18 protein-coding genes are annotated in these 18,282 nt (G+C 73.0%); 9 read left to right on the top strand and 9 right to left on the bottom strand.

The window, feature by feature from the left end:
* Positions 1–295: 295 nt before the first annotated feature.
* Entirely contained in the window at positions 296–562 is a 267-nt protein-coding gene (locus tag G9H71_RS01805; RefSeq protein ID WP_166276911.1) for a hypothetical protein, read from the top strand.
* Here the strand turns inward: G9H71_RS01805 and G9H71_RS01800 are convergent.
* Positions 555–1,400 carry a DNA/RNA non-specific endonuclease gene (locus G9H71_RS01800; RefSeq protein ID WP_166276908.1) on the bottom strand — a complete coding sequence of 282 codons (846 nt, stop codon included), beginning with the start codon at positions 1,398–1,400 and terminating at the stop codon, positions 555–557. The two genes, G9H71_RS01805 and G9H71_RS01800, sit on opposite strands and share 8 nt — an antisense overlap.
* Positions 1,401–1,410: 10 nt before the next feature.
* Positions 1,411–1,617 carry a hypothetical protein gene (locus tag G9H71_RS01795; RefSeq protein ID WP_166276904.1) on the bottom strand — a complete coding sequence of 69 codons (207 nt, stop codon included), beginning with the start codon at positions 1,615–1,617 and terminating at the stop codon, positions 1,411–1,413.
* A gap of 183 nt (positions 1,618–1,800) precedes the next feature.
* On the opposite strand from G9H71_RS01795, the gene G9H71_RS01790 reads away from it, so the two are divergent.
* Entirely contained in the window at positions 1,801–2,052 is a 252-nt protein-coding gene (locus G9H71_RS01790; RefSeq protein ID WP_166276901.1) for a hypothetical protein, read from the top strand.
* A gap of 59 nt (positions 2,053–2,111) precedes the next feature.
* Entirely contained in the window at positions 2,112–2,468 is a 357-nt protein-coding gene (locus G9H71_RS01785; RefSeq protein ID WP_166276898.1) for a PRC-barrel domain-containing protein, read from the top strand.
* A gap of 82 nt (positions 2,469–2,550) precedes the next feature.
* Here the strand turns inward: G9H71_RS01785 and map are convergent, their stop codons facing one another.
* Positions 2,551–3,414: a type I methionyl aminopeptidase gene (gene map, locus G9H71_RS01780; protein ID WP_331272678.1), complete on the bottom strand. Its 864-nt coding sequence runs from the start codon at positions 3,412–3,414 to the stop codon at positions 2,551–2,553.
* A 55-nt stretch (positions 3,415–3,469) separates the two neighbouring features.
* Here map and G9H71_RS01775 point away from each other — a divergent pair, with 55 nt between their 5' ends.
* Positions 3,470–3,646, top strand: a complete 177-nt coding sequence (locus tag G9H71_RS01775; RefSeq protein ID WP_166276895.1) for a hypothetical protein — start codon at positions 3,470–3,472, stop codon at positions 3,644–3,646.
* 58 nt (positions 3,647–3,704) lie between these two features.
* Here the strand turns inward: G9H71_RS01775 and G9H71_RS01770 are convergent, their stop codons facing one another.
* The gene (locus G9H71_RS01770; protein WP_166276892.1) at positions 3,705–4,697 is read right to left on the bottom strand and encodes a YegP family protein; all 993 of its coding nucleotides are present in this window, start codon (positions 4,695–4,697) and stop codon (positions 3,705–3,707) included.
* A 324-nt stretch (positions 4,698–5,021) separates the two neighbouring features.
* On the opposite strand from G9H71_RS01770, the gene npdG reads away from it, so the two are divergent.
* Positions 5,022–5,705, top strand: coding sequence for an NADPH-dependent F420 reductase (gene npdG, locus G9H71_RS01765; protein WP_166276889.1), 684 nt, complete (start codon positions 5,022–5,024; stop codon positions 5,703–5,705).
* On the opposite strand, the gene G9H71_RS01760 is transcribed toward npdG, so the two are convergent.
* The 3 genes from G9H71_RS01760 to G9H71_RS01750 all read right to left on the bottom strand — a co-directional run bounded on the left by G9H71_RS01760 (position 5,692) and on the right by G9H71_RS01750 (position 10,042).
* Positions 5,692–7,038: an APC family permease gene (locus G9H71_RS01760; RefSeq protein ID WP_166276886.1), complete on the bottom strand. Its 1,347-nt coding sequence runs from the start codon at positions 7,036–7,038 to the stop codon at positions 5,692–5,694. The genes npdG and G9H71_RS01760 overlap by 14 nt on opposite strands.
* Positions 7,039–7,268: 230 nt before the next feature.
* The gene (panB, locus tag G9H71_RS01755; RefSeq protein ID WP_231133981.1) at positions 7,269–8,102 is read right to left on the bottom strand and encodes a 3-methyl-2-oxobutanoate hydroxymethyltransferase; all 834 of its coding nucleotides are present in this window, start codon (positions 8,100–8,102) and stop codon (positions 7,269–7,271) included.
* 95 nt (positions 8,103–8,197) lie between these two features.
* Complete coding sequence (locus G9H71_RS01750) at positions 8,198–10,042, bottom strand: NAD+ synthase (protein ID WP_166276880.1); 1,845 nt, start codon at positions 10,040–10,042, stop codon at positions 8,198–8,200.
* A gap of 87 nt (positions 10,043–10,129) precedes the next feature.
* On the opposite strand from G9H71_RS01750, the gene glnA reads away from it, so the two are divergent.
* From glnA to G9H71_RS01730, 4 genes are read left to right on the top strand one after another with little or no spacing between them, the layout of a single operon-like run.
* Positions 10,130–11,467 carry a type I glutamate--ammonia ligase gene (gene glnA / locus G9H71_RS01745; RefSeq protein ID WP_166276877.1) on the top strand — a complete coding sequence of 446 codons (1,338 nt, stop codon included), beginning with the start codon at positions 10,130–10,132 and terminating at the stop codon, positions 11,465–11,467.
* Between the two features lie 31 nt (positions 11,468–11,498).
* Complete coding sequence (locus G9H71_RS01740; protein WP_166276874.1) at positions 11,499–12,032, top strand: SRPBCC family protein; 534 nt, start codon at positions 11,499–11,501, stop codon at positions 12,030–12,032.
* Between the two features lie 22 nt (positions 12,033–12,054).
* A complete protein-coding gene (locus G9H71_RS01735) occupies positions 12,055–15,051 on the top strand; it encodes a bifunctional [glutamine synthetase] adenylyltransferase/[glutamine synthetase]-adenylyl-L-tyrosine phosphorylase (protein WP_166278914.1) in 2,997 nt (998 codons plus the stop codon).
* Between the two features lie 31 nt (positions 15,052–15,082).
* The gene (locus G9H71_RS01730) at positions 15,083–15,931 is read left to right on the top strand and encodes a hypothetical protein (RefSeq protein ID WP_231133980.1); all 849 of its coding nucleotides are present in this window, start codon (positions 15,083–15,085) and stop codon (positions 15,929–15,931) included.
* Between the two features lie 96 nt (positions 15,932–16,027).
* Here the strand turns inward: G9H71_RS01730 and G9H71_RS01725 are convergent, their stop codons facing one another.
* On the bottom strand, positions 16,028–16,303 hold the full coding sequence (locus tag G9H71_RS01725) for a GlsB/YeaQ/YmgE family stress response membrane protein (RefSeq protein WP_231133979.1): 276 nt from the start codon (positions 16,301–16,303) through the stop codon (positions 16,028–16,030).
* Positions 16,304–16,391: 88 nt separating this feature from the next.
* Positions 16,392–18,239: a M20/M25/M40 family metallo-hydrolase gene (locus G9H71_RS01720; RefSeq protein ID WP_166276871.1), complete on the bottom strand. Its 1,848-nt coding sequence runs from the start codon at positions 18,237–18,239 to the stop codon at positions 16,392–16,394.
* Positions 18,240–18,282: the final 43 nt, after the last annotated feature.

The raw sequence follows: 18,282 nt of genomic DNA, 5'->3' as shown, positions 1-18,282 counted from the left end.
TCCAGCTCGCCGGCCGCCGAGCCACAGGCATGCGCCTTCACTGTGTGGGGCCGGAGAGCTCCGGCACCCGGATGCTGACCGACCTGCTGCGCGCGCCGGCGCGGACGTCGAGCACAGCTCCCCGGCCTCGCGCCATCGGCCCGACGGCCGCCGTCCGGTAGCGCACCGTGCCGATCGCGCCTCGTTGCCTTCAGAGAAGAGGCCTGTCGGGACGATGTGCGCGTCGGGCGTGCTCGGGCACCCGGCGGCCGCTCGGGCCACGGGGACTGTCAGTGCCGTCTGCTCAGCTACCACCGTGACCTACTACCCGGACTGCCCGCCCGACGTGCTGCCCTACACGGTCCTGGAGTTCCGGGCCGCGATGGCCCGGCTGCTCGAGCTCAGCGAGGCGCAGCTGCAGGAGAAGAAGGCCCGCCAGACCGTGATGCTCTGCCACGCGGTGTCCCGGAGCAAGGCCAACCGGGAGAAGATCTGGCGCGAGCTGGACTTCCTCGAGCAGGCCATCGGCATCAAGCAGCTGGAGAGCCTGCGCCAGCCGGGCGACGGCGGAGCCTTCAGCTGAGGACGACGTCCGCGTAGCCGGAGAGCAGCCGCCACCGCTCTTCACGCACACCCGACGCCGGCACGTAGCGGTCGGCCGCGACGTACGCCCCGAGCTCAAGCCCGGTCAGCTCCGCGACGTCCGCGACCGGCACCTGGAACGTCCGGAACGGCCCGAGCGGCGGCGTCTCGCCGGCGGCCGCGCGGGTGGCGGCGGCGGTCTCCAGGTCCGGCAGTTGGGGCGTCTGGTCGAGCACGTACGCCGTAGCGGCCAGCTGCTCGGAGTCGACGAATGCGGCGACCTTGTAGAACCGGCGGGGGATCAGCGTCCCGCGGTAGGGCGGGTCGTCCGGCGCCAGGACCGGCCCGGTCAGGACGGCGAGCCTCCGCTGCCCGGTGACAGCATTGTCGAGCAGGTAGTTCTCGAGCCCGTTCCACAGCTCGAGCCCCTGGTTGAACCGCGAGGCCTGCGGTGCGGCGTTCGTGTAGTGGAAGGTGTCGGCGTTGGCGCGCTCGGCCTCCTCCTGCGTCCCCCACGCCGGGTCCCGTCGGCGCACGAGATGGCCGCGGTCGAGGTCGTTGTCGGCATAGACCGCCTCGCCGGTCTGTGCCGTGGCCGGCAGCCGCGGGTCCAGGACCCACGTGTCGCCGGAGCGCTCGACGTCGACCATCCGCGCGCCGTCGATGACGACCCCGGTGACCGCGGCGAGCCGGCGCTCCGGGTGCACGGCGATCGAGAAGTGCGTGTAGTCCAACCGGGCGAGGTCCACGCCGGGCAGGTGCGGAAAGGGCGCCTCCGGCCCGAGGAAGGACGGGTCGTAGCCGCCCTGCCCCGACGTCCCCTCATCGGGGGTGGCCATCGCCGGACGCCTAGTCGGCCTTGCGCTGCTGGGCGGAGAGCCAGCGCTCGTCGTATCCCGTTCGGCTCGCAACGTGGGAGACGCTGTAGCCCTGGTTGAGGAGGGCCAGCGCCTGCTCGCGGCTCCACTCGGCCTTGGGCGCGCCCGCCTGCCGGACGCTGACCTTGCCGAAGGCCGGCTGGCCGTTGTTGGGACGCACAGCTCCGAGGCGGCTCACGACGGTCGAGTCTATCGCGGGCGGCCAGTGCCGATCGCGGTCGGAACCGTGCGGGTGACGTGGGGCCCGGTGCGTTCGCCCCGGGTGCTGCTGGGGCAGGATCGCCTCGGGTCGAGCTTCGTCAATGGAGGCCGACCCATGCACCTTCCGCCCGGGCCCATTCCGTCCGTGCCCGCTCCGCCCATGCCTTCGCTGCCCCTGCCGCCCCTGCCGGTGCCTGGCGCCGCCGGTGCGGCTGGCGTACCGGACGCGACCGAGGGGGCCCGTCCCGTCGAGGTCCTGCACGAGGGGCGGTGGGTCCCCGCCACGTTGTTGCACGCCTACCGCGTGGGTGAGCGCTGGCGTGCGGTCGTGCGCTACTACACCGGGGCTGGGAGCCAGTTCCAGCAGGCGCGATGGGCCGAGGACGTACGCCGCCCCGCCGTCGACGCGTGATTCACCGTCCGGCGCCCGGGGGAGGGGCGTACCGATCCGAACAGGAAGGGGACGCAGACGTGTTCGAGGCCGAGAGCATCAATCTGTGGCGGGACCACGACGTCGTCGACCCGCAGGGCGGGAAGATCGGCTCGCTGGAGTCCATCTACGTCGACACCGCGACGGACCAGCCGTCGTTCGCGGGCGTGAAGGTCGGCATCATCGGCCGCCACCGCATCGTGTTCGTCCCGCTGACGGGCGCCGTGGTGGGCCCGGACTACGTCAAGGTGCGGTTCGACAAGGACACGGTGAAGAACGCCCCGGGCATCGAGACCGACGGCGAGCTGCTGGCCGACGCGGAGCCGGCGATCTTCGCGCACTACGACCTGGCCTACTCCACGGGTGCGTCGGGTGAGCGCAGGCTCGCGCGCCGCTGACCGCGGGGACAACACGAGGACGGCCCGCCCCGACAAGCCTCGGGGCGGGCCGTGCTGTGTGCGGAGGCCGGCGGCGGGAGGGTCAGCCGGCGGCGCTGCTGTCCAGCGTCAGGACGTCCGCCCCGTCCTCGGTGACGACGAGCGTGTGCTCGAACTGCGCAGTGCGCTTCCGGTCCCGCGTCACGACCGTCCACCCGTCGTCCCACATCTCCCACTCGATCGTCCCGAGGGTGAGCATGGGCTCGATCGTGAACGTCATCCCCGGCTCCATCACGGTGGTCGCCGACGGGTCGTCGTAGTGGGGGATGATCAGCCCGGAGTGGAACACGGGCCCTACCCCGTGGCCGGTGAAGTCGCGGACGACTCCGTAGCCGAAGCGCTTGGCGTAGGACTCGATGACGCGGCCGATGACGTTGACCTCGCGCCCGGGCCGGACCGCCTTGATCGCGCGGTTCAACGCCTCCCGCGTCCGCTCGACGAGGAGCCGGGACTCCTCGTCCACGTCGCCCACGAGGTAGGTCGCGTCCGTGTCGCCGTGCACGCCGTCGACGTACGCCGTGACGTCGATGTTGATGATGTCGCCGTCCTGCAGCACTGTCGAGTCCGGGATGCCGTGGCAGATGACCTCGTTGAGCGATGTGCACATCGACTTCGGGAAGCCGCGGTAGCCCAGCGTCGAGGGGTAGGCGTCGTGCGCCACGAGGTATTCGTGGCCGATCCGGTCGAGCTCGTCGGTCGTGATGCCCGGCCGGATGTGGCGCGCGGCCTCTGCCATCGCGTCGGCGGCGATGCGCCCGGCGCGGCGGATGCGCTCCACCGTCTCCGGGTCCATCACATGAGGGCCGGTGTAGCGCGACGGGCGGGGCTTGCCGACGTACTCCGGACGCGGGATGCGAGTGGGGACGTTGCGCAGCGGGGAGACGGTCCCCGGGACGAGCACTGTCACACCGTCGAGTCTAGGCGAGCGGCGCGCAGGCGCCCCGCTGCCGAAGGGAAGGGCGATGGCCGCCGAGTACTGGTACTGCCTGCGTCACCAGAGCGTCGAGACCGAGCAGGTCTGCCCGGGTTCCGAGCGCATGGGCCCGTACGCCACCCGGCAGGAGGCGGAGAACGCGCTTGCGAGCGCGGCGGAGCGGACCGAGGCGTGGGACAACGACCCGCGCTGGAACGACGACTGACCGTCCGGCCTCCGGCCCCGTCACACCAGTGACGGGGCCGGAGCCGTCGGGCGACGGCTCAGGACTCGGAGGTCGTCTGCTCCGGAGCCGTCGGGGCGGGCGACGCCGCGACGGGAGCGGGAGCGGGAGTGGCTTCCTCGGGCGCGGCCACGGGCGCCGGGGTCGATGCGGGCGCCGTGTCGTCCGGTGCGGCCTGCTTCGCCGGGCGCTTCGCCGGGCCGGTGGACGTGGTGCCGCGGGCGCTGGCGCTGGAGGCGGCGCGGGTACGCGTCGTGGCGGCCTTGCGCGCCGCGGCAGGCGCCTCGGCGCCCGCGCTGCGACCGGCCGGCCGGGTCGTCGCCGCCCGCGCCGCCGGCTTTGCGGCAGCGGACTTCGCCGCTGTGCTCTTCGCAGCAGTGTTCTTCGCCGCAGTGCTCTTCGTGGTCGCCCGGGTGGCCGCAGCCTTCGTCGCGGTGGCCTTCGCCGGCGCCGCCTTGGCCGTCTTGGTGGCCGTCGTCCTGCTGGCTGCCGTCTTGGTGGCCGGAGCCTTCGTGGCGGCGGTCTTGGTCGCCGTGGTCTTGGTCGCCGTGGTCTTGGTCGCCGTGGTCTTGGTGGCGGCCGCCTTCGCGGGGGCGGCCTTCGTGGTCCGCGGAGTGGCGGACCGCACGCCGGTGGCGCGCGTCGTCGCTCGCGCCGCGACGCCGCGCGGAGCGGCAGGCGCCTTCTTGGTCGCCGCCGGCGCCGCCTTCTTCGCGCCGGCAGCGGCCTTCTTCGCGGTCTCAGCGGTCTTCTTCGCAGTGGTGGCCGCGGTCTTCTTGGCGGTCGCAGCCGTCTTCTTCGCGACGGCGGAGGCGGCCTTCTTGGCGCCGGAGACACCGCCCGCGGCGGTCTTGCGCGCCACCAGCGTCTGGTCGTCGATGCTCGCGTCCGGGGCGATCGCGCGGATGGCGTTCTGCGCGAGGGTCTTCACGCTGTAGGTGTTGGTCGAGGACGCGATGACCTTGTTGCGGTTGACGACCTCGAACTTGAACCTGCCTGCTCGGTCCTTCTTGAGAACGAACGTTGCTGGCACGAGTGCCTCCTGAGCTTCGCGTTTGGCGGACCGCCCGGCGGGCCCGGACGCACCTTTACCCGCAAAGATCGCACTTCAGCGCTCAACTTGCCAACATCGATGCCCGAAGTCGTCGTCGTGCCGACGGTCATCACGTCTGCGTCAGGCGCCTGTGATTGGCATGAGCCGTACCTGAAGCGGACTTTGGTCGTCGAGTCCGTCGATTCGTCGCATCAGCGTTGACGACGTCCGTCCGAGATCGTGCTCGTCGAGGGCTCGGCCCGCGCAGGCCCGAGCCTCGACGGCGATGACGGCCTCGGCGTGCGCGGGTGGGACGATCGACCCATGCCGAAGTCTTTCGAGCTTCCCGATGTGAGCGGTGCCGTCCTCGGAGTGCTGGGAGGGACCGGCGACCTCGGTCGCGGCCTCGCAGCGAGGTTCGCAGCGGCGGGGCAACAGGTGCTGCTCGGCTCCCGCGACCGCGAGCGCGCCGTGGCTGCCGTCGACACGCTTCCCTTGGGGGACAAGGAGAAGGTGCGCGGGCTGGACAACATCGAGTGCGCTCGGTCGGCGGACGTCGTGCTCGTCGCAGTGCCATGGGAAGGGCACGCGGCACTCCTCGAGGAGTGCCGCGAGGCCCTCGACGGCAAGGTGGTGATCGACTGCGTGAACCCGCTCGGCTTCGACGAGCGGGGAGCGTTCGCGCTGCCCGTGCCGGAGGGCAGCGCCTGCTTGCAGGCGCAGCAGCTGCTGCCCGGCAGCCGGGTGGTCGGGGCGTTCCATCACGTGTCGGCGGTCGTGCTGCTCGACCCCGAGGTGCAGAGCCTCGAGCTCGACGTGATGGTCGTCGGCGACGACCGGGAGGCGACGGACACCGTGCAGGCGCTCGCCTCCCGGCTGCCGGGCGTACGCGGCATCTATGCCGGACGGCTGCGTTCCTCGGGCCAGGTGGAGGCGCTGACCGCCAACCTCATCTCGGTGAACCGCCGCCACCGGGCGCACGCCGGCATCCGGGTCACCGGCTTGTGAAGTAGGCCCCTCGCCGCTGCGTGGCCATGAGGACCAGCCCGGCGAGCAACGCGGCCGCCGCGAAGAGCACAGGCGTCGCGATGCCGAAGACCTTCGACTCGCCGCCGAGGAGCGAGCTGACCGACCCGATCAGCAGCGCGACCATCCAGGCCGAGCCGGCGATCGGCACGATCAGCCGGAAGACGATGTTCCGGCGGCCGGACAGGTGGCCGCGGAAATAGGCCGGGACAGCGGCGCAGGTGAGCCCGTAGTAGGCGCAGATGCCCAGCGCGGTGGCCTCGACGGAGTCCGCGAGCGCGTTCTCGCTCGACATCAGGAAGGCGACGAAGAGCGCCGCCGAGACCGCCCCGATCACCCAGGTGGCGAGCGCGGGCGAGCCGCTGTCCTTCTCGACGCGGGCGAGCGGCGCGGGCATCGCGCCGTGGGCGCCCATGGACAGCACGGTGCGCACCATCGGGACGATCGTGGTCTGGGTCCCCGCGACAGCACTGGACAGCACGCACAGCAGCAGCAGATTTCCGCCTTGCCCGCCGAGGACCTCCTGGGCGAAGGCCGCGAGCACGTCCTCGTCGCCGAGGGCCGCCGTGCGCTCGACGCCACCCCAGGCGATGACGGCGACCGTCGACCCGACGAGCACGACGACCAGGACGCCGATCGCCGCGAGCGCGGCGATGGCCGGCCCGCGGCGCGGGGCGGCGGTCTCCTCGTTGACCGAGAAGCTGCTGTCCCAGCCCCAGTAGAGGAAGACGGCGAGCAGCAGGCCGGTCCAGGTGGCGCTCATGCCGGCGCCGAACGGGTCCAGCCAGGAGGCTTCCGGCGTGGTCGACCCCTGGTGCCCGACGACCACGACCTCCCAAAGCGCCTTCACGGTGAAGACGAGGAGCAGCACGAGCTCGATCAGCAGCAGGGCGGTCTGCGTCGCCGCGGTCGTCGTGATGCCGCGGCTGCACAGCCACGTCAGCAGGCCGATCCAGACCAGCCCGGCGACGAGCTGGGCGCCGCGCGAGTCGGCCAGCCCGTCGGCGCCGACGAGGAGGAAGAGGTACTGCGCGGCGACCTGGGCGAGGCTCGCCATCACGAACAGGGACGACACGACCACGGCCCAGCCGCCGAGCCAGCCGGTGCGCGGGCCGAAGGCGCGCGCCACCCAGGCGAACGTCGTCCCCGCGTCGGGCTCGTGGGCGTTGAGCTCTCGGTAGGCGAGCGCCACGAGCAGCATGGGCGCCACGGCCAGCAGCATGATGCCGGCAGCGTGGCCGCCGGCCTCGTCCGCGAGCAGCCCCACGGTCACTGCGAGGCTGTACGCGGGCGCGGTCGACGCGAGGCCGATCACCGCGCTTCCGAACGCCGATATCGCGTTGCGGCGCAAACCCTTCTCAAGCGGAAGGCCTGTGACGGGGCCTGCTAGTGCGGTGATCTCAGCTGCCAACTCGGTCCTCCGGGCGTGTCGTCGAGGCGTGCCGCGTCATTGTGCAGTGTCGAGGCGTGCGGCGTGCGAACTCGCCACGAACGACGAGTGTGCCCGGAGGACCGGAGCGCAAGCGGCTCGGTGTGACGGGAGACTCAGTGGTAGGTGTTCTCCTCGGGCGGGTAGGCGCCCGCGAGGACGTCGTCGGCGAAGCGCCGGGCGGCGTCGGTGAGCACGCCGCGCACGTCGGCGTAGCGCTTCACGAACTTCGGCGGGCGGCCAGGGGTCAGCCCCGCCATGTCCTGCCAGACGAGCACCTGGGCGTCGGTCCCGGCGCCCGCTCCGATGCCGACCGTGGGGATCGTCAGCGACTTCGTCACGCGCTCCGCCAGCTCGGCCGGGACGACCTCCAGCACCACCGCGAAGGCGCCGGCGGCCTCGAGCGCGAGCGCGTCCTCCAGCAACCGGTCGCCGGCCTCGCCCCGGCCCTGCACCCGGTAGCCGCCGAACGCGTTCACCGACTGCGGCGTGAGGCCCAGATGGCCCATCACCGGGACGCCGGACTCGACCAGCGCCTCGACCTGCGCGACGACGCGGCGGCCCCCCTCGAGCTTGACCGCGTGCGCGCCCGCCTCCTTGAGGAAGCGGGCGGCCGAGCCCAGCGCCTGCGCCGGCGACGCCTGATAGCTCCCGAACGGCAGGTCGGCGACGACGAGCGCACGGGAGGTGCCGCGTACGACGGCGGCGACGAGGGGGAGCAGGTCGTCGACGGTGACCGGGACCGTCGTGGCGTGCCCGAAGACCGTCGTGCCCGCGCTGTCCCCGACGAGCAGGACGGGCACGCCGGCCTCCTCGAAGACCCCGGCCGTCAGCGCGTCGTACGCCGTCAGCATCGGCCAGCGCTCGCCGCGGGCCTTCGCCTCGGCGACGTCGCGCACCGTCACGCGGCGGCCCGGCGGCAAGGTGGAGAAGTAGCTCTGCTCGGACATGAGGTCTCCCTGCGCATCTCGAGGCGCTCTGACGCGTCCCCGGACTGCCGCCATCGTGCCACTCGCGGCGGTCCCCGCGCGCGGCGCGGAGCCGGTCAGGCGCCGGTGACGGCCGAGCCCTCCCCGGGCGGCGAGGTCACAGCCGGAGGCGCCGTCTCGGCATGCGCTCCCGGCGCCGTCTCGCGCCACCGGCTGGTGATCGGCAGCCGCCGGTCACGGCCGAAGTTGCGTGCAGAGATCTTCGGGCCCGGCGGGTACTGCCGGCGCTTGTACTCCGCCGCGTCGACCATCCGCAGGATGCGCTCGACCAGGTCGGGGTCGAAGCCGGCGGCGACGATGTCGGCCACCCCGAGGTCCTGCTCGACGTAGTGGTCGAGCACGGCGTCGAGCAGCTTGTAGTCCGGCAGCGAGTCGGTGTCGCGCTGGTCCGGCCGCAGCTCGGCAGAAGGCTCTTTCGTGATCGAGTTCTCCGGAATCGGCGGACGCTCGCCGCGCTCCTCCGCGTCGCGGTTGCGCCACCACGAGAGGTCCCAGACCATCGTCTTCGGCACGTCCTTGAGCGGGGCGTAGCCGCCGACCGCGTCGCCGTAGAGCGTCGAGTAGCCGACTGCGAGCTCGCTCTTGTTGCCGGTCGCCAGCACGAGGTGGCCGTGCTGGTTGGACAGCCCCATCAGCGTCGTGCCGCGCACGCGTGCCTGCAGGTTCTCCTCGGCCAGGCCGGTCAGCTCCAGCTGGGACAGGAACGCCTCGACCATCGGGGCGATGGCCACCGTGGAGTAGTGCGCTCCGGTGCGCTCGGCGAGGTCGGCCGCGTCGTCCTTCGAGTGGCCCGAGGAGTAGCTGCTGGGCAGCGAGACGCCGTAGACGTTCTCCGCGCCGATGGCGTCGCACGCGATGGCCGCGGTGAGGGCGGAGTCGATGCCGCCGGACAGGCCGAGCGCGACCGAGCGGAAGCCGTTCTTGCGCACGTAGTCGCGCAGCCCCAGCACGAGGGCGCCGTAGACCTCGGCCTCGTCGGAGGTCCGCTCGGCGATCGGCGCCTGCACCGCCTCGTACGCCGGCACCGGGTCGGCGGAGATGACGACCCGCTCGATGCGGACGTGGCTGCCGTCGGGCGCCTCGAGGTGGCTCTCGGCGTCGTCGACCGGCGCGGTCGCCGCCGGCAGGTCGAGGTCGACGTAGAGGATCGTCTCGTCGAACTGCGGTGCGCGGGCGAGGATGGCGCCGTCGGCCGCAACGGCCATCGAGTCCCCGTCGAAGACCAGCTCGTCCTGGCCGCCGACCATGTTGACGTACGCGGCGGTGCAGCCGGCTTCGGCGGCGCGCCGGCGCAGCAGGCCGCAGCGGGCGTCGTCCTTGTTGCGCTCGTAGGGGGACGCGTTCACGACGAGGAGCAGGCCGGCCTGGGCCTCGCGGGCGACCGCCGCCGGGCCGCCGTCCTGCCAGAGGTCCTCGCAGATCACGAGCGCGACGTCGACGCCGTGCACCCGCGCGACGGCGAGCGAGTTGCCCGGGACGAAGTAGCGGAACTCGTCGAAGACGCCGTAGTTCGGCAGGTGGTGCTTGGCGTAGCGGGCGACCACCCGGCCGCCGTGCAGGAACGCCGCGGCGTTCTGCGGGCAGCCGGCGGGCTTGCCGAGCTGGGGCACCGCGTCGGGCAGCGCGTCGAGGTAGCCGACGACCACGACGGTGTCGCCGAGGCCCTCGTCGGCCAGCCGCGTGGCGAGCCGGGCCAGCTCGGTGCGGGAGGCCGTCTGGAACGTCTTGCGCAGGGCGAGGTCCTCGACCGGGTAGCCCGTCAGGGCGAGCTCCGGCAGGGCGACGAGGTGCGCTCCCTGCGCGGCCGCCTCCCGGACGCTGTCGACCACGAGCTGGGCGTTGGCCGAGACGGCGCCGACCACGGGGTTGACCTGAGCGAGCGCGATTCGCATCTGAGGCACGACACGAGCGTAGGGGCGAGAGCTCCCTCCGTGACACGCGGAGGACCCGTAACCTCGGCGACACACGGTTCATAGGAGGATGCGGCCATGGGTAGGCAGGAAGAGTTCGTCCTCCGGACGATCGAGGAACGCGACATCCGCTTCGTACGGCTGTGGTTCACCGACGTCCTCGGCTTCTTGAAGTCGGTGGCCGTGGCCCCGGCCGAGCTGGAGGCCGCCTTCAACGAAGGCATCGGCTTCGACGGCTCGGCGATCGAGGGCTTCGCCCGCGTCTACGAGTCGGACATGCTCGCCAAGCCCGACCCCACGACGTTCCAGATCCTGCCCTGGCGCGCGGAGTCCCCGGGCGTCGCCCGGATGTTCTGCGACATCCTCATGCCGGACGGGTCGCCGTCGTTCGCGGACCCGCGCTACGTCCTCAAGCGCACCCTGAGCAAGGCGGCCGACCTCGGCTTCAGCTTCTACACGCACCCCGAGGTCGAGTTCTACCTCTTCGAGAAGGAGCTCGCGGCGGACGGCCGGCCGGTGCCGGTGGACCGGGCGGGCTACTTCGACAACACGCCCCACAGCATCGGGCACGACTTCCGGCGCGCGGCGATCACGATGCTGGAGTCGATGGGCATCTCGGTGGAGTTCAGCCACCACGAGGGCGCCCCAGGCCAGCAGGAGATCGACCTGCGCTACGCCGACGCGCTGACGACGGCCGACAACCTCATGACGTTCCGCCTCGTGATGAAGCAGGTCGCGCTCGAGCAGGAGGTGCAGGCCTCCTTCATGCCCAAGCCGTTCACCGAGCACGCCGGCTCCGGCATGCACACGCACCTGTCGCTGTTCGAGGGCGACCGCAACGCCTTCCACGAGGCCGGGGCGCCGTACCAGCTGTCGAAGGTGGGCCGCTCGTTCATCGCGGGGCTGCTGCGCCACGCCTCCGAGATCACGGCGGTCACCAACCAGTGGGTGAACTCCTACAAGCGGCTGTCGGGCGAGAACGAGGCGCCGGCCTTCATCTGCTGGGGCCACAACAACCGTTCCGCGCTCGTGCGCGTCCCGATGTACAAGCCCAACAAGGGCGGGTCGACGCGCATCGAGATCCGCTCTCCCGACACCGCGTGCAACCCCTACCTGACCTTCGCGGTGCTGCTGGCGGCTGGCCTCAAGGGCATCGAGCAGGGCTACGAGCTCCCGGAGGGCGCCGAGGACGACGTCTGGTCGCTGACCGACGCCGAGCGGCGGGCGCTGGGCATCAACCCGCTGCCCTCGAACCTCGCCGAGGCGATCCGCGTCATGGAGGGCAGCGAGCTCGTCGCCGAGACGCTCGGCGAGCACGTGTTCGACTTCTTCCTGCGCAACAAGCGCCAGGAGTGGGTCGAGTACCGACGCGAGGTCACGCCGTTCGAGCTGAACCGCTACCTGCCGGTGCTCTGACGGACGCACTGCCGGCCGGGGGAGCGCGCGGATGCTGATCCGCAACGTTCACGAGCGGCTGCTGCTCGCCGACCCGGACGCGGTCGGTGCGCTGGTCGACGCGCTCGGCGGCGAGAGCGACGTGCTCTGGCCGTCGGACCGCTGGCCCGCGCTGCGCCTCGACCGCCCGCTCCGGGCCGGCGCCGTGGGGGGCCACGGCCGGATCCGGTACGCCGTGGTTGCGCACCAGCCGGCGCGCAGCGCGGTCTTCCGGTTCCGGTCCCCGGCGGGCGTCGTCGGCGTGCACCGGTTCGAGGTGGAGCGCCGCGAGCGCGTCGGCACGGTCCTGCGCCACACGCTCGAGGCCGAGGTGCACGGGACGACGCGGCTGGTGTGGTCGCTGGCGCTGCGCAACCTGCACGACGCGCTCATCGAGGACCTGCTCGACCGGGCCGAGCTCGCGGTCGAGGGGAGCGTGCACAGCCCGGCCCGCTGGAGCCCGTACGTCCGGCTGCTGCGCCGCGCCGGCCGGGCCCGACCCGCCCGCCCCACCGGGCCCGCGCCGGGTGCGACGATGCGCCCGTGAACGGAGGGCACAGGTGACCACGGTGCCGGCCCAGCCACCGCCGGCCCGCCCGACCGGCGGGGACCGCCGCACCCGCCTGGCGCGGCTGGGGTTCACCGACGCCGAGCGCGCAGCGCAGTCCCTGGAGACCGGCCCGCTCGCGCCGCTGGCCGAGGACGGACGGCTGCTGTCCGACCTCGGGGCCGCCCCCGACCCCGACCAGGCCCTCGCGGGCCTCTCGGCCGTCGTCGCCGCCCAGCCGGACGCGTCCGCCCTGCTCGCCGAGCTGCAGCACGACGCGGCCCTGCGCCGCCGCCTGCTGGCGGTGCTCGGCGCCAGCCTTGCCCTCGGCGAGACGCTCACCCGCAGCCCCGACGCCTGGCGCCTCCTGCGCGGGGCCGCTCCGCTCACGCTGCGCCCGCTGCGCGAGCAGCTCCTCTCCGCGGTCGGCGCCCGCGCGACGGACGAGCTGCCCGTCGCCACTGCGGACCACGCGGTGGACGCGCTGCGGGCGGCGTACCGCCGGGCGCTGCTGGTCGTCGCGGCCCGCGACCTCGTCGCCGAGCGCGGCCTGCCGGGCACCGCCGCAGACCTGGCCGAGCTGGCCGACGCCGCGCTGGAGGCCGCACTGGCGATCGCTCGGGCCGGCGAGCCGGACGCCGGCCGCTCCGCCCGGCTCGCAGTGATCGGGATGGGAAAGTGCGGCGGCCGCGAGCTCAACTACGTCAGCGACGTCGACGTGGTCTTCGTCGCGGAGCCGGCCCCCGGCGCCGACGAGGCGGACGCCCTCCGGGTGGCCGGACGGCTCGCCCAGGGGCTGCTCAAGGCCTGCTCGGCACCGTCTCCCGAGGGTCCGCTGTGGGAGGTCGACACGGCGCTGCGACCGGAGGGCAAGCAGGGCCCGCTGGTCCGCACCCTGCGCAGCCATCTCGCCTACTACCAGCGCTGGGCCAAGACATGGGAGTTCCAGGCCCTGCTCAAGGCTCGGCCCTCGGCCGGTGACCGGCGGCTCGGCGAGGACTACGTCGACGCCGTCTCACCCCTGGTGTGGCAGGCGGCGGCGCGGCCCGACTTCGTCCAGGACGTGCAGGCGATGCGCCGGCGGGTCGAGGACCACGTGCCCCGGGCGCAGGCCGACCGCCAGCTCAAGCTCGGCCGCGGCGGGCTGCGTGACGTCGAGTTCGCCGTGCAGCTCCTCCAGCTCGTGCACGGGCGCGGCGACGAGGAGCTGCGCTCGCCGACGACGCTCGACGCCCTCGCGGCCCTCGCGGACGGCGGCTACGTCGCGCGCGAGGACGCCGCCAAGCTGGACGAGGCGTACCGCTTCCTGCGCACCCTCGAGCACCGCATCCAGATGCACCGGCTGCGGCGCACCCACCTGGTGCCGGAGGACTCGGCGGACCTGCGCCGCATCGGCCGGTCCCTCGGGCTCGGCGGGGACCCGGCCCTGGAGCTCGTGCGTGAGTGGAAGCGGCACGCGCTCGAGGTCCGGCGGCTGCACGAGAAGCTGTTCTACCGCCCGCTGCTGCAGGCCGTCGCCCGGCTCTCCCCGGGCGAGGCCCGGCTGGCACCCGAGGCCGCGCGGGCCCGGCTCGAGGCGCTCGGCTACGCCGACCCCGCCGGAGCGCTGCGCCACCTGGAGGCCCTCACCACCGGCGTGCGCCGCCGGGCGGCGATCCAGCGCGCGCTGCTGCCGGCCCTGCTGGGCTGGTTCGCCGACGCGGCGGATCCCGACGCCGGCCTGCTCGCCTTCCGCCAGGTGAGTGACGCCTTGGGGGACACGCCGTGGTATCTCCGGACCCTGCGCGACGAGGGTGAGACGGCCCAACGGCTCGCCCTCGTGCTCGCCTCCAGCCGCTACGCCGCGGACCTGCTGCTACGCGCGCCCGAGGCCGTCGGCATGCTCGGCGACGACGCCGAGCTGCAGCCGCGGCGGCAGCTCCAGCTCGGCGAGGAGGTGCTCGCGAGCGTCCGCCGGCACGAGGACCCCACGATCGCGGCGGCCGTGACCCGTGCGGTCCGCCGCCGCGAGCTCTTCCGCGTGGCTGCGGCCGACGTCCTCGGCCTGCTCGACGTGGAGCAGGTGGGCACGGCGCTCAGCGACGTGGCCGCCGCCACGCTCGCCGGCGGGCTCGACGCTGCCATGCGGTTCGTCGCCGGCGAGCGCCGCGGCCCCCTGCCCACACGCATCGCCGTGATCGGCATGGGCCGGCTCGGCGGCGGCGAGATGGGATTCGCCAGCGACGCCGACGTGATGTTCGTGCACTCGCCCGTGCCGGGGGCGGACGACCACGACGCGGCCGAGGCGGCGTACGCCGTGGCGAACGAGCTGCGCCGCGTGCTCGCGCTGCCCGCCCCCGACCCGCCGCTCGTCGTCGACGCCGACCTGCGCCCGGAGGGCCGGCAGGGGCCGCTGGTGCGGACGCTGGGCTCCTACGCCGCGTACTACGCCCGCTGGGGGGCCGTCTGGGAGCGACAGGCCCTGCTGCGCGCCGCGCCGGTCGCGGGGGACGCCGAGCTCGGGCGCGGCTTCCTCGAGATGATCGAGCCGCTGCGCTGGCCGGCGGACGGGCTGCCGGAGAACGACGTGCGCGAGATCCGCCGGATCAAGGCGCGCGTCGAGGCGGAGCGGCTTCCCCGCGGCGGGGACCGGTCGCGCAACCTCAAGCTGGGGCCGGGCGGCATCTCCGACGTGGAGTGGGCGGTCCAGCTGCTGCAGCTGCGGCACGCGGCCGACGTGCCCGGGCTGCGCACTCCGCAGACGCTGCCTGCACTGGCTGCCGCGGCCGAGGCGGGCCTGCTGGACGCCGAGGACGCCGAGGCGCTGCGGACGGCGTGGGTGCTCGCGTCCCGGCTGCGCGATGCCGTCGTGCTCGTCCGCGGGCGCACGGGGTCGGAGCTGCCCAAGGACCTGCGCGAGGTGTCCGCGGTGGCCCGCCTGCTCGGCTACCCGCCGGGAGGCGGCGGGCAGCTGCTGGAGGACCACAAGCGCACCACGCGACGGGCGCGGGCGGCCTTCGACCGGGTCTTCTTCGGCTGACCCCGCCCGGGTCGCAGGGCATTCTGGAGCGGTGTTCGACGACGTGGTGTTCGACGGGGAGCTGGGCCCGCTGACGCGGCAGGTGCTGCGCGAGCGGGGTGCGGCGCTCATCGTCGAGGTGTGCGCGTGGGCGGTCGGCCTGTCGGACCGTCCGCACCAGCAGCGGCGCCACGGGCGCGTGGCGCCGAGCGGGGAGACGCTGGGCTCACGGGCCGCGGCGGAGCTGCCGCTCGGAGGCGAGGAGGACCGTCCGCTGGAGCTGGGGGAGGCCCGGCCGGGCACCTTCCGCGATGCGCTCGGGGCGCTGATGCCGGAGGGCGGGGTCTACGCCCAGCGGCTCGAGGAGCAGGTGCTGGTCCCGTTCGTGCTCGAGACGTGCGTCCAGGCGGCCGACCGGGCGAGGAAGACCTGTCCCGAGGCGTGGGCCGAGCTGGCCAGTGATGTGGGCGAGGACGAGGACGACCTGGTCGCCGTCGTACGTGCGGCCGAGTGGTCCGACCCGTTGCAGGTGGAGGCCGAGCAGCTCGTGCTCGCGGCCCTGGGGGACGTGCCGCTGCTCGAGGTGGAGAACGAAGGGCTGCCGCTCTCGCTGGTGCGGGCGGCGGAGTCGGCCGCGCGAGCCGCCGTGCCCGCGGTCGAGCCGCCGGCCGAGCAGGCGGACCTGGCCACGGCGCGGTTTCTCGCCGAGGCGGCGCTCGCCGACGCCGGGCTGACGCTGCCGGTGCCGCCGCACGAGGCGGACGCCCTCCTCGACCGGCTGCTCGCTGACGGGCTGGAGCCGGCCGAGATCGAGTCGCTGCTACCCGAGCTGCCGGTGGAGGCGGTCACAGCCGCGCGGGTGCGCTCGGGGCTGGCGCGGGGCGCCGGGCCGGGGCTCTGAGCGAGTATCGCTCCGCTCGGGGCCATCTCAGATCTGCAGACACGCGAAGGGCGCCGCGGCCGGTGGCCGCGGCGCCCTCGACGAGCGTGCCGCAGGTCAGATGCGGGCGTGCGAGTTCCCGCGCACCTGGCGGTAGATCAGCAGCGCGATGACGGCGCCAATGATCGAGCCGATGATGCCCGACGTCTGCGCCGCGCCGTCCTCGAAGTCACGCCCGAAGAGCAGGAATCCGAGGAACCCGCCGATGAACGAGCCGACGACCCCCAGAAGGAGCGTGCCGCCCAGTCCCATCGGGTCACGGCCCGGAACCACCGCGCGGGCGATGAACCCCGCGATCAGGGCCACGATAATCATCCCGATGATGAAGAACATTGAGACCTCCCGACGTGTCGTTGCAGGCCTACTGATCCCCGATCCAGGCGGCCTTCACACATAGAAGATCGTCGGTCGCTCCTCGGCTTTAGCCGACACCGTTCACCGACTCCGTGCTGTAGGCGTACGTAGCCGCAGCGTGAGCGATGGCGTCGGCGCTGGTGTCCAGTGCGTACGTGTTCACGTTGCCGACGAGCTGGGGCCCGTACGCCGTGGCGAGCTGGGCGTAGAGCGCGGCGTCTGCGCCGTCGGCGGTCGGGGTGAAGCTGTCGCAGGCCTGGTGGTAGCAGGGGTCGTAGTCGGCGACCACGCCGCCGTAGCGCTCGACCTGGGCGGCGGACTTGTCGCCCTCCGCGCCGGTGAAGAGGCCACCGGCAGGAATGCCGGTGTTGATGAAGGCCTGGTAGTCCGAGCGCCCGCTGAACTCGGTGTCCTCGAACGGCAGCCCGTTGAAGCCGAAATGCGAGTTGAAGAGCTGCTCGATCGCGGCCGAGCCCGGAGGCCGCGGTGCGGTGCCGCCGAGCGTTCCGCTGCCGTCGTAGACGCCGCGGAAGTAATTGGGAGAGCCGACCATGTCGAAGTTGAGGTAGAGCGCGATCTTCTCGCGCTCGGCGACGGGCAGGTTGTTGACGTAGTAGTTCGACCCGAGCAGGCCCGACTCCTCCGCGGACCAGAACGCGAAGCGCACCTTGTTGTTGACCGGGTCGCCAGCCATTTGCAGCGCCGTCTCGAGCAGTGCGGCGGTGCCGGTGCCGTTGTCGTTGATGCCGGGCCCCTCCTCGACCGAGTCGAGGTGCCCACCGAGCATGACGACGTTCTCGCCGTTGCCGCCGGGCGTCTCGGCGATGACGTTGTTCGTGACGAGGTTGACGATCTCGGTCTTGATCCGGACCGTCGTGCTAGCGGGCTCCATCAGGTCGCGGCCGAGCAGGTAGCTGATGCCGATCACCGGGATGGCGATGTTCTGGCCGGCGACCGTGGGGTTCAGCGTGTTGTTGCGGTCGGGGACGCCGAGCGTCCCCTCGTTGTAGATGATCGCGGCCGCGGCCCCCGCCGCTTGGGCGTTGGCCGCCTTGACGACGAAATCGCAGGTGCCGCGCTGCAGCAGCGCGATGGACCCGGCGGGGAAGCCCGCGAAGTCGCCGGCCTCGCAGCCGGAGGTGTTGCTGCTCGGGACCGACGTCGGGGTGTTGTTCACGTCGACGGGGACGACCCGCCCGGTGACGTCGCCGTAGCCGGTGTTCGTCGCGGGGTTGTACTGCGCGACCGGGGTGTAGGTCACCGCGTCCGGCGTGATCTGCTGGAAGGTGGGGTTCGCGATCGAGTAGGGGAACTGCTGGTAGCTCACGTCGTAGCCGGCCGCGTCGAGCAGCTCGTAGACGTGCTCGGCTGAGTCGTCGTGGCCCGGCCTGCCGGCGAAGCGGTTGCCGCCGTTGGCGTCGGCGATCTCCTGGAACGCCTCGAGATGGCGCATCACGCCGGCCAGCGTCACGTCCTGCTGCAGCTGGGCGGACCCGCTGATCTCCGCGTCGTCGTCCTCCTGCAGCCACGCGATCGCGTACTCCGCAGCGGCCACGAGCTCGGCGCGCGCGGCCACGTCACGCACCTGGTTCTCGGCGCGGGCGATGAAGTGCCGCAGGTACGCGATCGGGCGGGCCTCGCTGCCGCCCTGCTCCTCGCGTAGCGCCCGCTGCAGCCGCTCGAGCAGGCTGGCGGTCGCGTTGGCGCCGATGCTGCCGTCCGCGCGCAGCTCGTTGACCAGCGCGATCAGGGCCGGGATCCCATGGTTGGGTGCGACCTGGGCGACGGGCGGTGCCGCCGCGGGAGCGGACGCCGCTGCCCACGCGCCAGGGGCGGCCGTTCCGGTAATGGCCGCTGCTGTGGCAGCTGTGGCCACGAGCAGGGCGCGGGTCGATGGTCGGCGCAGGAGTCTCATGGGCCTTCTCTCCGCTCGGTCCTTCCGGGTCCGTCGAGGTTCC

The organism is Motilibacter deserti, assembly GCF_011250635.1.
Lineage (GTDB): Bacteria > Actinomycetota > Actinomycetes > Motilibacterales > Motilibacteraceae > Motilibacter_A > Motilibacter_A deserti.
Note: the sequence above shows the minus strand (reverse complement) of the source record. Positions and strands in the feature narration are given on the sequence as shown.

What these genes read in the sequence shown, in the direction of transcription:
- G9H71_RS01800 (WP_166276908.1), bottom strand. Translation starts at nt 1,400, where the DNA reads ATGGCCACCCCCGATGAGGGGACGTCGGGGCAGGGCGGCTACGACCCG.
- G9H71_RS01790 (WP_166276901.1), top strand. Translation starts at nt 1,801, where the DNA reads ATGCCTTCGCTGCCCCTGCCGCCCCTGCCGGTGCCTGGCGCCGCCGGT.
- G9H71_RS01775 (WP_166276895.1), top strand. Translation starts at nt 3,470, where the DNA reads ATGGCCGCCGAGTACTGGTACTGCCTGCGTCACCAGAGCGTCGAGACC.
- npdG (WP_166276889.1), top strand. Translation starts at nt 5,022, where the DNA reads ATGCCGAAGTCTTTCGAGCTTCCCGATGTGAGCGGTGCCGTCCTCGGA.
- panB (WP_231133981.1), bottom strand. Translation starts at nt 8,102, where the DNA reads ATGTCCGAGCAGAGCTACTTCTCCACCTTGCCGCCGGGCCGCCGCGTG.
- glnA (WP_166276877.1), top strand. Translation starts at nt 10,130, where the DNA reads ATGGGTAGGCAGGAAGAGTTCGTCCTCCGGACGATCGAGGAACGCGAC.
- G9H71_RS01740 (WP_166276874.1), top strand. Translation starts at nt 11,499, where the DNA reads ATGCTGATCCGCAACGTTCACGAGCGGCTGCTGCTCGCCGACCCGGAC.
- G9H71_RS01725 (WP_231133979.1), bottom strand. Translation starts at nt 16,303, where the DNA reads ATGTTCTTCATCATCGGGATGATTATCGTGGCCCTGATCGCGGGGTTC.
- G9H71_RS01720 (WP_166276871.1), bottom strand. Translation starts at nt 18,239, where the DNA reads ATGAGACTCCTGCGCCGACCATCGACCCGCGCCCTGCTCGTGGCCACA.